Here is a 15,657-nt window from a genome sequence, read left to right as displayed (position 1 = left end):
AGCGGCCGAACCAGCAAGCCGGCATCCGTGCCAGGCGACCGAGGTGTTGCCGCCATGGCCCCTTCACCGCAGTCACGGCCGCCTGCCCCACCCCGTGCCCAACAGCATTTGCGGCGCTGCCAAGCAGCCACTACCCTCGGCCGATTGCCCCCTGCTCTGGAGTGTCACATGCTGCGTCCGCTGTCCCTGTTGATCGCCGGTGCGCTTGGTGTCGCCGCCGGTACCGTTGCCCCCGCCGTCGCTGCCGCCCCGGCCAGCCTGTCCAGGAGCGCGGCCAGCAGCGCCATTCCCGACATCGCCTACACCCGCTTCACCCTGCCCAACGGCCTGACCGTGGTGGTGCACGAAGACCACAAGGCACCGGTGGTGGCGGTGAGCATCTGGTACCACATCGGTTCGGGCGACGAGCCGGCCGGCAAGACCGGTTTTGCGCATCTGTTCGAGCACCTGATGTTCTCCGGCTCGGAGAACAACAAGGGCAGTTTCTTTGCGCCGCTGGAACAGGTCGGCACCACCGACATGAACGGCACCACCTGGTTCGACCGCACCAACTATTTCGAAACCGTGCCGACCACCGCGCTGGACACCGCGCTATGGCTGGAATCGGACCGCATGGGCCACCTGCTCGGCGCCATCGGCCAGCAGGAACTCGACACCCAGCGCGGCGTGGTACAGAACGAAAAGCGCCAGGGCGAGAACCGCCCGTATGGCCGCGTGGACCAGAACATCCTGTCCAACCTGTTCCCGGCCAACCACCCCTACCAGCACGACACCATCGGCTCGATGGAAGACCTGGACGCGGCCTCGCTGGCCGACGTCAAACAGTGGTTCAACGACAATTACGGCGCCGCCAACACCACCCTGGTGCTGGCCGGCGACATCACCGTGGCGCAGGCGCGTGCCAAGGCGCTGCAGTATTTCGGCGACATCCCGTCCGGCAAGCCGGTGGCGCGCCAGCAGCCGTGGGTGACCCCGCTGGCCGCGCAGAAGCGTGGCGTGCAGCAGGACCATGTCTCGCAGCCGCGCATCTACCGTACCTGGGCCGCGCCGCAGTTGGGCACCGACGACATGATCCAGCTGGATCTGGCCACCACCGTGCTGGGCGGCGGCAAGACCTCGCGGCTGTATCAGCGCCTGGTCTACCAGGACAAGCTGGTCGATGACGTGTCCGCGTCGGTGCAGCCGTTTGCGTTGTCCAGCCAGGTGCAGATCCAGGCCGACGTGAAGGACGGCGTGGACCCGGCCAAGGTCGAGGCGATCATCGACGAAGAGCTCAAGAAGTTCATCGCCCAAGGCCCGACCGCCGACGAATTGCAGCGCGCGCAGGTGGCCTACCGCGCCGGCTTCGTGCGCGGGCTGGAAAAGGTCGGCGGCTTCGGTGGCAAGGCGGTGATCCTGGCCGAGGGCCAGGTCTACCGCGGCGACCCGGGCGCCTACAAGCAGGATCTGCAGCGCGGCCAGGCCGCCACCGTGGACAGCATCAAGCAGGCGTCGGCCACTTGGTTCGGCAAGGGCGACTACCTGCTGACCGTGCTGCCGGCCGGCAAAAACTTCGACCCGGCCGCCGAAGACAAGGCCGTGGTTGCGCGTGGCGAAGAAGCCGGCAAGCCGGCGCCAAAGCTGCCGGCCGCAGGCAAGTACACCGTCGCCGCTTCCAACGTGGATCGCAGCAAGGGGGTGCCCAAAACCACCCAGTTCCCCGACCTGAGCTTCCCCAAACTGCAGCGCGGCAAGTTGAAGAACGGCATCGAGGTGGTCCTGGCCGAGCGCCACACCATTCCGGTCACCCAGGTCGAGTTGCTGTTCGACGCCGGTTATGCCGCCGACCAGGGCAGCAAGCTCGGTACCGCCAGCTTCAGCGCCGCGCTGATGAACGAAAGCACTGCCGCGCTGGATTCGGTGGAAGTCGCCCAGCGCAAGCAGCGCCTGGGCGCGATTACCGGCGTCGGCTGCGATCTGGATAGCTGCAGCGCCTCGCTCAATGCCCTCAACGACCAGTTGCAGCCCTCGCTGCAGCTGTTCTCCGACATCGTGCGCAACCCGGCGTTCAAGGCTGCCGACATCGAGCGCATCCGCGGCCAGTGGCTGGCCGGCATTGCACAGGAAAAGACCCAGCCCAACAGCCTGGCGCTGCGTGCGTTGCCACCGTTGTTGTTCGGCCAGAATCATCCGTATGGCATCCCACTCACCGGCAGCGGCACCGAGGCGGCGATCAAGAGCCTCAACGCCAAGGACCTGCAGGCCTTCCACAGCCAGTGGCTGCGCCCGGACAACCTGCGCATCCTGGTGGCCGGCGATACCACGCTGGCGCAGATCATCCCGCAGCTCGATGCTGCCTTCGGCGACTGGAAGGCACCCAGCACGCCGTTGCCGAAGAAGAACCTGGCCGATGTCGCTGCGCAGCCCAAGCCGCGCGTGTATCTGATCAACCGCCCGGATGCGCCGCAGTCGGTGATTCTGGCCGGCCTGCTCGCACCGTCCACCAAGGCGCCGGACAACCTGGCGATCGGCGTGGCCAATGGCGCCTTTGGCGGCACCTTCACCTCGCGCCTGAACATGAACCTGCGCGAAAACAAGCGCTGGGCCTACGGCGCCGGCACCCGCATGCTGGATGCGCAGGGCCAGCGGCCGTACATGTTCTCCGCGCCGGTGCAGACCGACAAGACTGCCGAGTCGGCCAACGAGATCCTCAAGGAGGCCACCGCGATCATCGGCGACAAGCCGCTGACCACCGAGGAGATCGAGAAGATCAAGAACCAGCGCATCCGCGCCCTGCCCGGCAGCTTCGAAACCACTGGCGCGGTGCTGGGTGCGATCGAAGGCATGGTGCAGTTCGACCGCCCCGATGATTACGTGCAGACGCTCAAGCCGCGCCTGGAAGCGATCGACCAGCCGGCCGCGCAGACCGCCATCAAGCAGATCATCGCGCCCAACGCGATGACCTGGGTGATCGTGGGCGACCTGAAGAAGATCGAAGCCCCGGTGCGTGCGCTCAAGCTGGGCGAGGTGCAGGTGCTGGACGTGGACGGCAAGCCGGTCAAGCGCTGATCCTGCCTGTCGCACCGGGTGCGCTGCGTGCGGCGCGCCCGGTGCCAACCCGGGCACGGGGCGATACACGCGCAGCAGCAAGCCCATCGCCACGCAGGTCATCAGCACCGACGAACCGCCGGAGGAGATCAGGGGCAGGGCCAGACACGGTGTACGCGTTGACGCGATGGCCGCGGTTGTCGGGAATTTCGGCAGCTGCGGCGCAGTGTCGCCGCTGCAACCAATTCTGGTCAGCGCCCGCAATCGGGTTCGACGGAGCCAGGGCACAGCTCGCGCATCAGCGCGCAGCGCGATCCTGTCGCGCGATCTACTTGCCGGATCGCGATCCGGCGGGCGTAGCCGGTACGCGCATCTTCATTGCCACGCGTGCCTGCAGGTTGCGCTGTTCGATTCCTCTCCGAACACCAGTCGTTTCCGAACACGAGTCGTTTGCTTATGAGCCACCTTCACTTCTCTCCCAGGCCGCGCACATGCGTGCGGCCGCATCCACGCCGCATTACCGGCCCTGCCGGTATCCTGGCGGCTTCCTCGTTCGCGCTCGCCTGGCTTATTCGATGAAAGACATGCCCCTGGCTGACGAAGCCTCTCGCCAACAGGTCCTGGATGGCTATCGCATTGTCGACAGCCTGCCCGAGGACACCTATCAGGACGTCGTGCAGGTCGCAGCCTCCCTGTGCGACACACCGATTGCGCTGATGTCGCTGGTGGATCGCGACCGCCAATGGTTCAAGGCCCAGTTGGGCCTGGGCCTGCAGAAGACCGACCGCAGCCAGGCAGTGTGCGACCACGCCATCCGCAGCCCCGAGCAGCTGATGGAAGTCTCCGACCTGCGCCAGGACAGCCGGTTTGCCGATATCTCGGTGGTCACCGGCGACACCGGCGCGCGCTTCTATGCGGGCATGCCGCTGGTCACCTCCGACGGTGTGGCACTGGGCACGGTGTGCGTGCTCGACACCGAGCCACGCACGCTCACCGACATCCAACGCACCGGCCTGCAGGCGCTCGCGCGCGTGGCCATGCGCCTGCTCGACGAGCGCAAGCGCGAACTGCAACTCGAACGCGATGCCATCCTGCAACCGGCCGCCCCGGTCGCCAGCCAGGCCGTTGCCGACACCGGCTACCACCTGGTGATACTGGAAGTGCAGGAATTGGCCGCACTGGCCGAACGCCAGAGCGAGCGCCTGCTTGGTCGCACCTTGCAGCAACTCGACCAGGCGTTCGCCGCCCTGGTGCAGGGGCCGGGCAACAGCATCGACCGCGTCACCGACAGCGCGGAATTCATTGCCGTGCTACGTGGCCCGGATGCCGAACGCACGCTGCAACGCCTGCGCGAAATCGCCCAGCAGCAACATGCGCTGGGCCTGACAGTGTTGTTGGGCGAAGCGCAATCCACCAGCGTGGACGAGGCCATCGGCCAGGTCTTTCTGCGCGCCGAGGTTGCGTTGAGCGCGGAGAAGGATCGTTACCGGCAGAGCCTGGCGTAGGCACTGCTTTGCAACCGTACCCGCACCCACCTCGCCCGACTGATTGGCTCTCCAATCGCCATGGTCACCAGCCGCTGACGCGTCAGTGCGCCACCACCACTCACCCCACCGCGCACTGCTTCAATTGCCGGTCCGCGTACCACAGCGCGCGGCGGGCGAGGTCATAGGCGCTGTCGGCCTGGCGCGGCAACATCTGCGCGGCCATCACCGGGTCGGCGCCGTTGTTCAAGGCGTGCTCGGCACGCTCCAGATCGCCCAGATGCGTGCGCACCGGCGATAGCAGCGACGTGCGCCTGGATGCGTCGCAGCGCGCGCTGCGTTGCTCCAGCGCCGCCAGGGCCTCGCGGATGCGGCGGCTGGCTTCGCCCTTGAGATCCGGCGGCGTTTCGTGCGCGATCGGCGCCGATTTGTACGCGTCGCCGGTCGCTTCGCTGCCCATTTCGGCCTGATTGCCGGCCAGCGCAGGATTGAAGCGCACATCCGGCGGCGGGCGGGCCTTGGCAACCTGGGTCTGCGGCCCATTGAGCATGTCGTTGAACTTCTTCATGCCGCGATTCATTTCCTGCATCGCCACATCGCCCAGCGTGCCGTCGCTCTTCCAGTCCTTGGCGAAGCGGGTGTCCTGGTACTGCACCGGGTTGACCCGCTCCATCACGTTGCGCGCCTTGCCCTGCGCGCGCGCGTCGGTCATGCCCGGCGGCACCGCGCTGCCGGTCTGCGCCATCGGGTCCACCTGCGCCATGCGCAGCCGTCCTTCGCGGGTATACAGCTGAGCCGCCATGGCGTCGCTGGCGGGCGCATTGGCTGCCGCCACCTGCCGCTGCGGTGGTGGGGTACGCGTGGGTGGCGGCGCCGTGCGCGCAGCCGATGACGCCGCAGCGCGCGGTTTGCGCTCGGGCTCCTGCGGCGGTTCCTGCGGTGCCGGCGGCGTCTGTTGCGGCCGCGGCACGAAATACACCTGCAAACTGTCGTCGTGTTGCACGGTTTCGCGCGGCGGCGGCATGTACAGCAACAGGCAGGCAAGAAAGAACAGGATGGCGCCCGTGCATGCGACAGCGGCGACATGCGGGACAAGCGCTTCCTTCCTGCGGGTAATCACAATGCGGGAGACCGATGAAATGAGAGTGCGGATGCCACACCCGAACCCCGGTGTGGGGCATGCAAATCTAGCGGGCGCAGCGCAGGCGCGCGTTTGAAATTCGTTGTCTGGCCGGAAAGGGCCAGCCGCCATTCACATTGCGCGGCAGGCGGGCGCACGCGGATTGGCTGCACGTATGCACGCGGGAATCGCACGGCCACTGAGCGCAGCCGGCGAACGCGCGCCCACGGTGCCTTGCGGATGCACCCGGATGCGCTGCAGCACTGAATTCTTGATGATGTCACCCACGCTGGCATGTGGTCTGGTCGAGCCGTGCATCGGCGGCCAGCATCGCGGGCGCGGCGACAGTCCGTCACCTTTCCTGTGGCGCGCCGCTTGCAACGACCGGGGCGCACGGACGCTGATGCGGCATCGCTCAAGCTGCCTGGATCCGCGCCGATACGGCTGGATTGATGCAAGTGACGGCAACACGCCGGATCAGCTTGCTGAATCCAGTCGTCTCCGCGCGAAGCCTGTCGGCGTGCCGGCACCCTCGACCGGTCCCGCCCGCCACTTCGGTCGTTTACCATGCCCTACGCCACTGCCCGTTCTGGAGATGTCATGAGTTCTGCCGCGCCCCCGTGCTGCACGTCGCTGCTTGGCCTGTCGCTGAGCATGTTTGTCGCGCCATGCACGCTGACTGCCGCGCCGCTGGACACTCCTGTCGTCAACGCGCCGGCGTCCACGCCGCCCACGCCCGATGTGGCCTACCCGGAACTGTTTCAGGCCGTGCAGCGCGGCGAGCTGTTCGACGATCAGAAGCATTTCGTCGACTTCCTGCCGCTGCGCGACCCGGCGTTGATCAACGCCGACTATCTGGCCCAGCACGACCACCCCGGTTTCGACCTGCGCAAGTTCGTGGACGCCAATTTCGAAGAGTCGCCGCCGGTGCAGACCGACGCGATCCGCCAGGACACCGCGCTGCGCGAGCACATCGACCTGCTGTGGCCCAAGCTGGTGCGCAGCCAGAACCACGTGCCGCCGCACAGCAGCCTGCTGGCGCTACCGCACCCGTACGTGGTGCCGGGCGGGCGCTTCCGCGAGGTGTATTACTGGGATTCCTACTTCACCATGCTGGGCCTGGTGAAGAGCGGCGAGACCACGCTCAGCCGCCAGATGCTGGACAACTTCGCCTACCTGATCGACACCTTCGGGCATATCCCCAACGGCAACCGCACCTACTACCTCAGCCGCTCGCAACCGCCGTTCTTCTCCTACATGGTGGAGCTGCAGGCCGGCGTGGAAGGCGAGGCGGTGTATCAGCGTTACCTGCCGCAACTGCAAAAGGAATACACCTACTGGATGCAGGGCAGCGATGACCTGCAGCCCGGCCAGGCGGCGCGCCATGTGGTGCGCCTGGCCGACGGCAGTGTGCTCAACCGTTATTGGGACGAGCGCGACACGCCGCGCCCGGAAGCCTGGCTGCACGACACCCGCACCGCCGCCGAAGTCACCGATCGCCCGGCCGCCGAGGTCTACCGCGACCTGCGTGCCGGTGCGGAGAGCGGCTGGGACTACACCAGCCGCTGGCTGGCCGACGGCCAGAACCTGCGCACCATCCGCACCACTGCCATCATCCCGATCGACCTCAACAGCCTGCTCTACCACCTGGAACGCACCCTGGCCCAGGCCTGCGCGCAACCCGGCGCAGACTGCACGCGCGATTACGCCGCGCTCGCGCAGCAGCGCAAGCAGGCCCTCGACGCGCATCTGTGGAACAAGGCCGGCTACTACGCCGACTACGACTGGCAGACGCGCACGCTGAGCGACCAGGTCACCGCCGCGGCGCTGTATCCGCTGTTCGCCGGTCTGGCGTCGGACGATCACGCCAAGCGCACTGCCGGCACCGTGCGCAAAACGCTGCTGCGCCCGGGCGGCCTGGCCACCACCGCAGTGAAGACCGGCCAGCAATGGGACGAACCCAACGGCTGGGCGCCGCTGCAATGGGTGGCCGTGGACGGCCTGCGCCGCTATGGCGAAGACGCGCTGGCACGCACCATCGGCGAACGCTTCCTCGCCCAGGTACAGGCGCTGTTCGCACGCGAACACAAGCTGGTCGAAAAATACGGCCTGGAAACCGATGCAGCCGGCGGCGGCGGTGGCGAATACGCCCTGCAGGACGGCTTCGGCTGGACAAATGGCGTCACCTTGATGCTGTTGAACTTGTATCCAGGCAAGGCGGCCAAGGCGGCGCCGGCAAGGCGCGTGCGCAAGCCCGAAGCGGCAACGCGCTGAATGTCTGGACCCACCCTCCTTGTAGAGAGGGTGGGAAGCAAACAGTTCGGCTATCCACCGGATGTACCCACATCAGTCTCAGGTTCTTCTGGTGTCCTTGTCAGTGGCCCCAGAGATTTTTGATTAGACGAGACTTTCAGTGGATCCCATATAGCTAGTCGATGACCCGAACCAATACCGAAAACACTAGCTGCAGATACTTTTTCTGGAATTGAGTCATTCTTTTCAGCATATTTGTCTACCGCTCGCTGCAAAAGAGATGATGCACCGGCATTGCAGTTTCCTACCTTGTCAGATTGATGAGGTGGCAGCCGCTTAAATCTTGGGGTGGATGCGACCAGATGATCACGAATCTGGGGGGTAGCTCTCGGTTTAGAGAGTTCAGAGGGGACCCCGCTTCCATCGCGACCCAGCAGCTCGTCCTGGTAAAGACGATGAAGCATGAATTGTCGCTTGGCTTCTAATAAGTCAATACTATCTACCTCACGTATTTGCTTCAGCCTAACCTTGCGCCGGATATCTTTGGGAAAGCTCTCAAACGCTCTAAGATCCCGCTCGGGTGCGGCTGGCTTTGCGGCTCGGTAATCATCGGAAATTTTTGGCCACATTTCCATCGTAGACTTGGGCAAAAGACGATATATGGAAGAAATCTCAGCATTCAGCACCAACTGATCGACTTCCCCTCCCCTGACTCGAGAATATGCATTGTAAAATTCCTCGCGACTAGCAAAGGACTCACCAGCTAGTGCAGAAATCGCTGCCCGGATAGGCTCCGACAACTTGGAGCCGACCTTCGTATTTTCCCCAGCGACAAGGCGAGCGAGCAGCTTGTCATCGAGAACAACAGGGCCACGTTTCGGATCGCCCCCAACTCCATATAAAGTCGCACCGCTTTTACGTCCCCGGTCTGGGTCACCAGCGACGATGTAACCATGCGTAGGAATCACGTAACCCCGCGTATTCCTGTTGACGTAATACACAGGAACACTACGCAGTACATCAGTACCTCTAAATTTTAGCTCCTGAAGTACTGTCTCAAAGGCTTCCCGCCTTTTTCCTTCTGGGAGCAGCGGGAACTTACCGGGATGTCGTGCATCTACCACTTGTCCATCTTCGTCGCAGCGGAAGTCGATCAAGGCTGTTTTTTCATTGACAACACGCGTAGCCCTCATCCAGCCATCGCCTAGATCGAGCATCGTTGCACCCGGCCGACCGTTTCCATCAGCCATAAATGCGACGAAAGCCTGAACGCGAGATTCGGGATCCCGCATACCCAATAAGGATTCAATCTTGTGTCCGATTTTACCGAAAACTCCAGAAGCCTGAGTCCAATTGACACGCTTTTTTTCTGAATGAAGATCACAGTGCTGCTTACCGCTTAATCCGCCCTTTAATTGCACCGTGCGACTTTCAGAATAGCCAGGAGATGCACGTCTGGGAGCAGTACCTAGACCTTCAAAATGAGATTTGTCAGAATTTAAATCCTTGCCAGGAAGGCCTTCGGCTGAGGAAGAAGATGCATCGCTAACAATACCTTCAGTAGCATTGGAAAAATTCATAGACCTCTGATGGCTATTTCTAATATCCATAATATATTACCTAAGTTATTAACCCGATAATTAAAATTGTTGTGATCCGCGTAATAATAGATCAGCGAATAAAGAATAAATCTCCCACGTAGAAATGTGCCATTGCATGCGCAAATTCATCAAGTTGAGCGAACGTACTCGGCTCTGCGCCGTCGAGATGGCCTGCATTCTTTGCGTCGGAGTCTACGAACGCAGGCGCCTCATCGAACCGCCGCGTATCATGCGCACTCTTTCACTCCAGGACGGACCCATGGCCGTACGCACGCTCAACGAATTTCTCGCCCATTCCAAGGAAAAGGACGTCAGCCCCGATCCGTTCGAACTGGAAAACCCGCACCTGCTGGAAGTGCGCCTCAACGGCATGGCGTGGTCCAAGGCCGGCGCCATGGTGGCGCGCACCGGCAACGTCAAGTTCACCCGCGAGGGACTGCTGGAGCAGGGCCTGGGCAATCTGCTGAAAAAAGCCGTCAGCGGCGAAGGCATGCAGCTGATGAAGGCCGAAGGCCAGGGCCGCGTGTATCTGGCCGACCTCGGCAAGCTGGTCACGCTGCTGCGCCTGAATGGCGAGGCGATCTTCGTCAACGGCAACGACGTGCTGGCGTTCGAGTCGGGCGTCGAGCACAAGATCAGCATGATGCGCAAAGTGGCCGGCATGCTGTCCGGCGGCCTGTTCAACGTGCGCCTGAGCGGCCACGGCATCGTGGCGATCACCTCGCATTACGAGCCGCTGACCCTGCCGGTCACCGCTGCCAGCGGCCCGGTGTTCACCGACCCCAACGCCACCGTCGCCTGGTCGGGCACGCTGACCCCGGAGCTGGTCACCGACGTGTCGATCGGCACGCTGTTCGGCCGCGGCTCGGGCGAAAGCCTGCAGATGCGCTTTGCCGGCGAAGGCTGGGTGGTGGTGCAGCCCTACGAAGAAGCCAGTTTTCAGGCCAAGGGCTGATGCTGTCGTGCCCGGCTGCGCGCTGCGTGGCCGGGCAACTGACTGGCACCGACGTCATGCGCAAAGCTGCGTACATGGTTTGCCGAACCTGAAGTCCTGGCGCGTCGGTTCCGTCGAATCTGCTTGGCTGCTCTGCTTGACCAGGTCCGCACCTGCGCGCCTCACACCCACCCGCGCTTGCGAAACCATGCCAGCGGAATCACCACGCTCAGCGCGATCACGCCCAGCGCCCAGAAGTAGGCATCATGTGCCTTGAGCTCGGGCATGTAGGCGAAGTTCATGCCCCAGATGCCGACCAGCACGGTGGGCGGGATGCCGACCACCGACGCCACCGCCATCACCTTCATCACGTTGTTCTGGTCCATGTTGATCATGCCCAGCACGCTGTCGAGCAGGAACTCGATGCGGTCGTCCATGTGCTGCTGGAATTCGCTCAAGGTGGTCAGGTCCTTGTGCAGCAGGGTGATGCGTTTGGCCGCATCGGCGCCGAACCAGTCCGGCGTGGCGCCATCCAGATAGGTGACCAGACGCAGCAGGCCCTGCCCGGCGTTGTGCAGGCCGCCGAGCTGGCGGCCCATGCCGCCGACCTGGTGCAGCATGCGTTCCAGATCCTTGGTCTTGTGCGGGTTGTCGAACACCAGCCGCGTGGTGTCGGTGACCGCCGCTTCGAGCGCTTCCAGGCGGTCTGCCAACCGCCCGACCAATTGGTCGAACATGCGCAGCAGCAGGTCGTCCGCACTATGGCAGGGCTCGTGCTCCAGGCGCGCGGCCAATGCCTCCAGCGAGCCGATGCGCTGCTCGCGCTGGGTCACCAGCATGGTCGGCGACAGCGCAAACCCCAGCGGCGCCGTGGGGCCGTCGTCATCCTGGAACCGCGGCACATTGAGAAACAGCACATCGCCCTGGCGGCGCACCCGGCTGCTGAATTCGATCTCGCCAATCGCCGCGCGATCGGGCAACGCAAAGCCGACTTTTTCGGCAGCTTGCGCCAGCTCCTGCGGGCTCGGCTGGCACAGGTCCACCCAGCAGCCCTGCGCGTGGTGAGTTCCGGCAATCGGGTGGATCGTGATCATGCGGCAGGCCGTGGCGATGGATGGCGGCGAGCATCCGGCCCCGCTCCATCGCCGTCAACGCCACCCCACACGCACGCTCAGCTACCAGTGGCCTTCATCGTGGCGCCGTGCAGCCGCGGTGCGGCCAGGCGGTAAGGGGCCGCTGCGCAGCGACCGAACCTGCGAGCCCTTCGGCAGTGCACGTGCCGGTGCGTGCGCTGGCAATGCCGTGCCGCCCGGGCACTGCCGGCATGCCGGAGCGCGCCGGCAGTGTCACGCCTCTGGCTCAGGCGCGCGCCTGCCGCCCCTTCACCGCATACCCGATCGCCAGGATCAGGAACCACACCGGGCTGGCCAGCAACGCCTGCCGCGTGTCGGCCTGCAAGGTCAGCAGCACGATGACGAAGGCGAAGAACGCCAGGCACACGTAACACATCAAAACACCGCCCGGCATCTTGAAGTGCGAGGCGGCGTGCTGCTCTGGCCGCTTGCGGCGATAGGCGATGTAGGCGCACAGGATCAGCGACCACACGAACATGAAGAGTACCGCCGACAACGTGGTGACCAGCGTAAATGCAGTGACAAGGTTGGGGATCAGGTACACCAGCATCGCGCCCAGCAGCAGGCACACGCAGGAGAACAGCAACCCGCGTGCCGGCACTGCCGCACGCGAGAGCTTGGCAAAGCCCTTCGGTGCATGCTGTTCTTCGGCCAGGCCGTAGAGCATGCGGCTGGTGGAGAAGATGCCGCTATTTGCCGACGAGGTGGCCGAGGTCAGCACCACGAAGTTGATCAGGCTTGCCGCGGCCGGCACGCCGGCCAGCACGAACAGCTCCACGAACGGGCTCTTGTCGGCCACCACCTGCCGCCACGGCGTTACCGCCATGATTGCGATCAGGGCAAGCACATAGAAGATCAGGATCCGCACCGGAATCGAATTGATCGCCTTGGGCAGGTTACGGCGCGGGTCGGCGGTTTCTGCAGCGGTGGTACCGACCAGTTCGATGCCGACGAAGGCGAACACTGCAATCTGGAAGCCGGCAAAGAACCCGCCGATGCCCATCGGGAACATGCCGCCGTCGTTCCACAGATTCGACAGCGAGGCCACGTTGCCCGACGGCGAACGGAAGCCCCAGGCCACCAGGCCGCCGCCGGTGATGATCAACGCGGCGATGGCGACGATCTTGATCAGCGCAAACCAGAATTCCATCTCGCCAAACAGCTTCACCGTGACCAGATTCAATGCAAGCAGCAACAGCACGCAGGCGATGGCTGGTATCCACGGCGCCAATCCGGGAAACCAGAACTGCGCGTAGGCCGCAATGGCGATGACATCTGCAATGGCGGTGATGATCCAGCAGAACCAGTACGTCCACCCGCAGAAAAACCCGGCCCACGGCCCGAGCAGATCGGTGGAGAAATCGATGAACGACTTGTACTCCAGGTTGGACAGCAGCAGCTCGCCCATTGCGCGCATCACGAAGAACAACATCGCGCCGATGATGAGATAGACGAACAGGATCGATGGCCCGGCCAGGCTGATCGTCTTGCCCGAGCCCATGAACAGGCCGGTGCCGATCGCCCCGCCAATGGCGATCAGCTGCAGATGGCGATTGGACAGGCTGCGTTGCAGATGAGCGGGCGCGGACGGGTCGGACATGGGCACGGCACCTGCAAGTGAACAAGCCGTCAAAAATACGAGATTGCGGCAGCGCGCACCAGGGGGCGCATTGCGACAGCCACCAAGCGCTGGATGCGCCCGCATACGCTTGGCGCGGTGCCCCATCGTGGTGCGTTGGTAGCCGTACGCCGTCCTCTGTCTCGCCACGCTGAGATGGGCGCGTTTGCGCTGCGGTCGTTGGGCGCAATGACTGCCCATTGCAAGCAAAGCGCACCTGCCGGCGTGCAGATTGTGCGTACGCGCAAACAGCGGCATGTGTGCTGCTTGGCCTGCAGCGCCCGATACACGGGCACCACGCGACCGTGTGCAGGTGATCGCTCCGATAGCGGAGCACCGCATGACGCGCTGCCCCACAACACGCACTGCAGCGCCGCATGTAGCGCGCCACGAATGCAGCCTGCTCGTCAGATGGCACGCATGCCGCGCGCAAACAGCGACCCCCATTCCAGTGCGGCCGCCTGCATCAGCCAAGCGCCACGCTCCTGCCCGCTTCCTTGACTGCGCGCACGGACCGCGGGGGGCGTTTGCTGGTCTCCTGCGCGGGCCCTTCCCACAGGAGACTCCCATGCAATCCCATTCTCGCCTGCTGCTCGTGCTGGCGCTGCTGGCACCCGTCACCGCGCTGGCCGTGCAGGTCGATGCACACGGACGCATCGTCGACACGCGCGGCCAGACGCTGCAGATCCGCGGCGTCACCTGGCCCGGCTTCGATCGCGCAACGCATGTGGCCGCCGGCTTGCAAGGCAACACGCTGCAGCAGCTGTTGGATCAACTGCAGGCCGCCGACATCAACGCGCTGCGCCTGCCGGTCTGTGCAGCGACACTGCAGGCCGCCAAGGTAGCCGCCACCGATGTTGCCGGCGAGCCAACGCTGCGCGGGCTGAATTCCGTGCAGGTGCTCGACGCCGTCGTACGCGCCAGCACCCAACGCGGCATGCAGGTGATGTTCGCCTTCGCCGATGCCGGTTGCGACGACAGCGCGCCGCAGCTGAGCACGCAGCAACAGGCCTGGATCGACGGCCTCACCACGCTCGCGCGCCGCTATGGCAAGACCGCCGGCGTCATCGGTCTCGACCTGGGCAGCAGCGGGTATCGCAACGCCACGTGGGCAGGTACCGCTGCGGAGGCGGACTGGAATCGCGTTGCCACGCGCGCGGCAACGGCGGTATTGCAACAGGCGCCAGGCTGGATGATCGGCGTGGAAGGTGTGGGCAACAACGCGGTGTGCAGCGACTCGGCGCGCAAGGCCGCCGGCAGCAATCTGCAGCCGCTTGCCTGCGTGCCGCCGCGCATTCCCGCCGCGCATCTGGTGCTGATGCCCAAGCTGGCAGGGCCGGACCGCGATGCGGCCGATGCGTTTGCAGCCAACGATTTCGCCAGCGCATTGCCTGCCACCTGGCAACGCGACTTCGGTCAGTTCGCAGCCGATCGCGCTGTGGTGCCGGTCAGCATCGGTGGCGGCCTGGGCGATGGCGACCCGCGCGACCCGGCGTGGCAGCACGCATTGAGCAGCTATCTGGCCACCAACGGCATGCGCAGTGCCTTTCTCGGTAGTTGGGAAGTGGGCAACGCCAACAACGGCGGCCTGCTCGCCCGCGATGGCACACCGCGCGCAGACAAACTGCAGGTGCTGCAGCAGGCCTGGGGCATCTCGGCAGCCACCGCTGCGACAGCGGCCGCGAAGACGGCGCGCACGGCCGATGCCAGCAAGGCCAGCAAGGCCAGCACCTGGAACAGCACCTTCAGCGGCACTGCAACCTATACCGGCTCCGGCTATTCCGGCGGCGCGCTGTTACTGGATCCGATCCCGAGCACCGCGTTCATCACTGCGCTCAACCCCACGCAATTGAACTTCGGCGGCGTCAAGGCTGCACTGGCAGGCGCCTATCTGGAAGTGACCGGCCCCAAGGGCAAGACCACCGTATACGTCACCGACCTCTACCCCGAAGGCGCATCCGGTGGGCTGGACCTGTCGCACAATGCCTTCGCGGCAATTGGCAACATGGTGGACGGGCGCATCCCGATCAGCTGGAAAGTGGTGCGCGCGCCGATCACCGGCAACGTGCAATACCGCATCAAGGAAGGCAGCTCGCGCTGGTGGGCGGCGATCCAGGTGCGCAATCATGCTTACCCGGTGGTAAAGTTTGAAGTGAAACAGGGCAGCACGTGGAAGAGCCTGCAGAAGATGGACTACAACCATTTCCTTGGCGAACAACTCGGCAACCAACCCTTGTCCATCCGCATCACCGACATTCGCGGCAAGGTCATCGCCGACACGATTCCCGCATTGCCGGAAGACGGCAGCAAACCGGCGTATTTCGAGCCGGGGCATGTGCAGTTTCCATGAGCCGGCTACAGGCTATTTCAGGCATGTTGCCGCCCAGACGCTTTTCAAAGATGGAAACTCAAAGATGGAAACCCTCTAGGAGTTAGCAAGAAGACTTTCCACGTTTGAAAACATCCTGCGAACAAGTTGAGAACAAC

9 protein-coding genes and 1 pseudogene are annotated in these 15,657 nt (G+C 64.2%); 5 read left to right on the top strand and 5 right to left on the bottom strand.

Features of this window, described 5'->3' with window-relative positions:
• Nucleotides 1-168 precede the first annotated feature (168 nt).
• On the top strand, nucleotides 169-3,048 hold the full coding sequence (locus A7D16_RS10630; RefSeq protein ID WP_064632459.1) for a M16 family metallopeptidase: 2,880 nt from the start codon (nucleotides 169-171) through the stop codon (nucleotides 3,046-3,048).
• Nucleotides 3,049-3,114: 66 nt separating this feature from the next.
• On the opposite strand, the pseudogene A7D16_RS24465 reads toward A7D16_RS10630, so the two are convergent.
• A pseudogene (locus A7D16_RS24465) lies at nucleotides 3,115-3,201 on the bottom strand (FtsW/RodA/SpoVE family cell cycle protein); the annotation flags it as partial.
• A gap of 401 nt (nucleotides 3,202-3,602) precedes the next feature.
• Here A7D16_RS24465 and A7D16_RS10625 point away from each other — a divergent pair.
• Entirely contained in the window at nucleotides 3,603-4,532 is a 930-nt protein-coding gene (locus A7D16_RS10625; protein ID WP_064632457.1) for a GAF domain-containing protein, read from the top strand.
• A gap of 100 nt (nucleotides 4,533-4,632) precedes the next feature.
• On the opposite strand, the gene A7D16_RS10620 is transcribed toward A7D16_RS10625, so the two are convergent.
• Nucleotides 4,633-5,631, bottom strand: a complete 999-nt coding sequence (locus A7D16_RS10620; RefSeq protein ID WP_064632452.1) for a hypothetical protein — start codon at nucleotides 5,629-5,631, stop codon at nucleotides 4,633-4,635.
• Nucleotides 5,632-6,231: 600 nt separating this feature from the next.
• Here A7D16_RS10620 and treA point away from each other — a divergent pair.
• Nucleotides 6,232-7,905, top strand: a complete 1,674-nt coding sequence (gene treA, locus A7D16_RS10615; RefSeq protein WP_064632450.1) for an alpha,alpha-trehalase TreA — start codon at nucleotides 6,232-6,234, stop codon at nucleotides 7,903-7,905.
• A 50-nt stretch (nucleotides 7,906-7,955) separates the two neighbouring features.
• Here the strand turns inward: treA and A7D16_RS22500 are convergent, their stop codons facing one another.
• Nucleotides 7,956-9,464, bottom strand: coding sequence for a type III effector (locus A7D16_RS22500; RefSeq protein WP_204377173.1), 1,509 nt, complete (start codon nucleotides 9,462-9,464; stop codon nucleotides 7,956-7,958).
• Between the two features lie 280 nt (nucleotides 9,465-9,744).
• Between A7D16_RS22500 and A7D16_RS10610 the strand changes: the two genes are divergently transcribed.
• Complete coding sequence (locus A7D16_RS10610; RefSeq protein WP_064632448.1) at nucleotides 9,745-10,440, top strand: AIM24 family protein; 696 nt, start codon at nucleotides 9,745-9,747, stop codon at nucleotides 10,438-10,440.
• Between the two features lie 161 nt (nucleotides 10,441-10,601).
• Here the strand turns inward: A7D16_RS10610 and A7D16_RS10605 are convergent, their stop codons facing one another.
• Both A7D16_RS10605 and cycA read right to left on the bottom strand, forming a co-directional pair.
• Nucleotides 10,602-11,513 carry a CorA family divalent cation transporter gene (locus tag A7D16_RS10605; RefSeq protein WP_064632446.1) on the bottom strand — a complete coding sequence of 304 codons (912 nt, stop codon included), beginning with the start codon at nucleotides 11,511-11,513 and terminating at the stop codon, nucleotides 10,602-10,604.
• A gap of 265 nt (nucleotides 11,514-11,778) precedes the next feature.
• Nucleotides 11,779-13,152, bottom strand: coding sequence for a D-serine/D-alanine/glycine transporter (gene cycA / locus A7D16_RS10600; protein WP_064632443.1), 1,374 nt, complete (start codon nucleotides 13,150-13,152; stop codon nucleotides 11,779-11,781).
• Between the two features lie 586 nt (nucleotides 13,153-13,738).
• Between cycA and A7D16_RS10595 the strand changes: the two genes are divergently transcribed.
• Nucleotides 13,739-15,520, top strand: a complete 1,782-nt coding sequence (locus A7D16_RS10595; RefSeq protein WP_064632440.1) for an expansin EXLX1 family cellulose-binding protein — start codon at nucleotides 13,739-13,741, stop codon at nucleotides 15,518-15,520.
• The last annotated feature ends 137 nt before the right edge of the window (nucleotides 15,521-15,657 follow it).

The sequence above is a fragment of the Xanthomonas nasturtii genome (assembly GCF_001660815.1).
Lineage (GTDB): Bacteria > Pseudomonadota > Gammaproteobacteria > Xanthomonadales > Xanthomonadaceae > Xanthomonas > Xanthomonas nasturtii.
The sequence above is the reverse complement of the archived record's forward strand: the minus strand, read 5'-3'. Positions and strand labels throughout refer to the sequence as shown.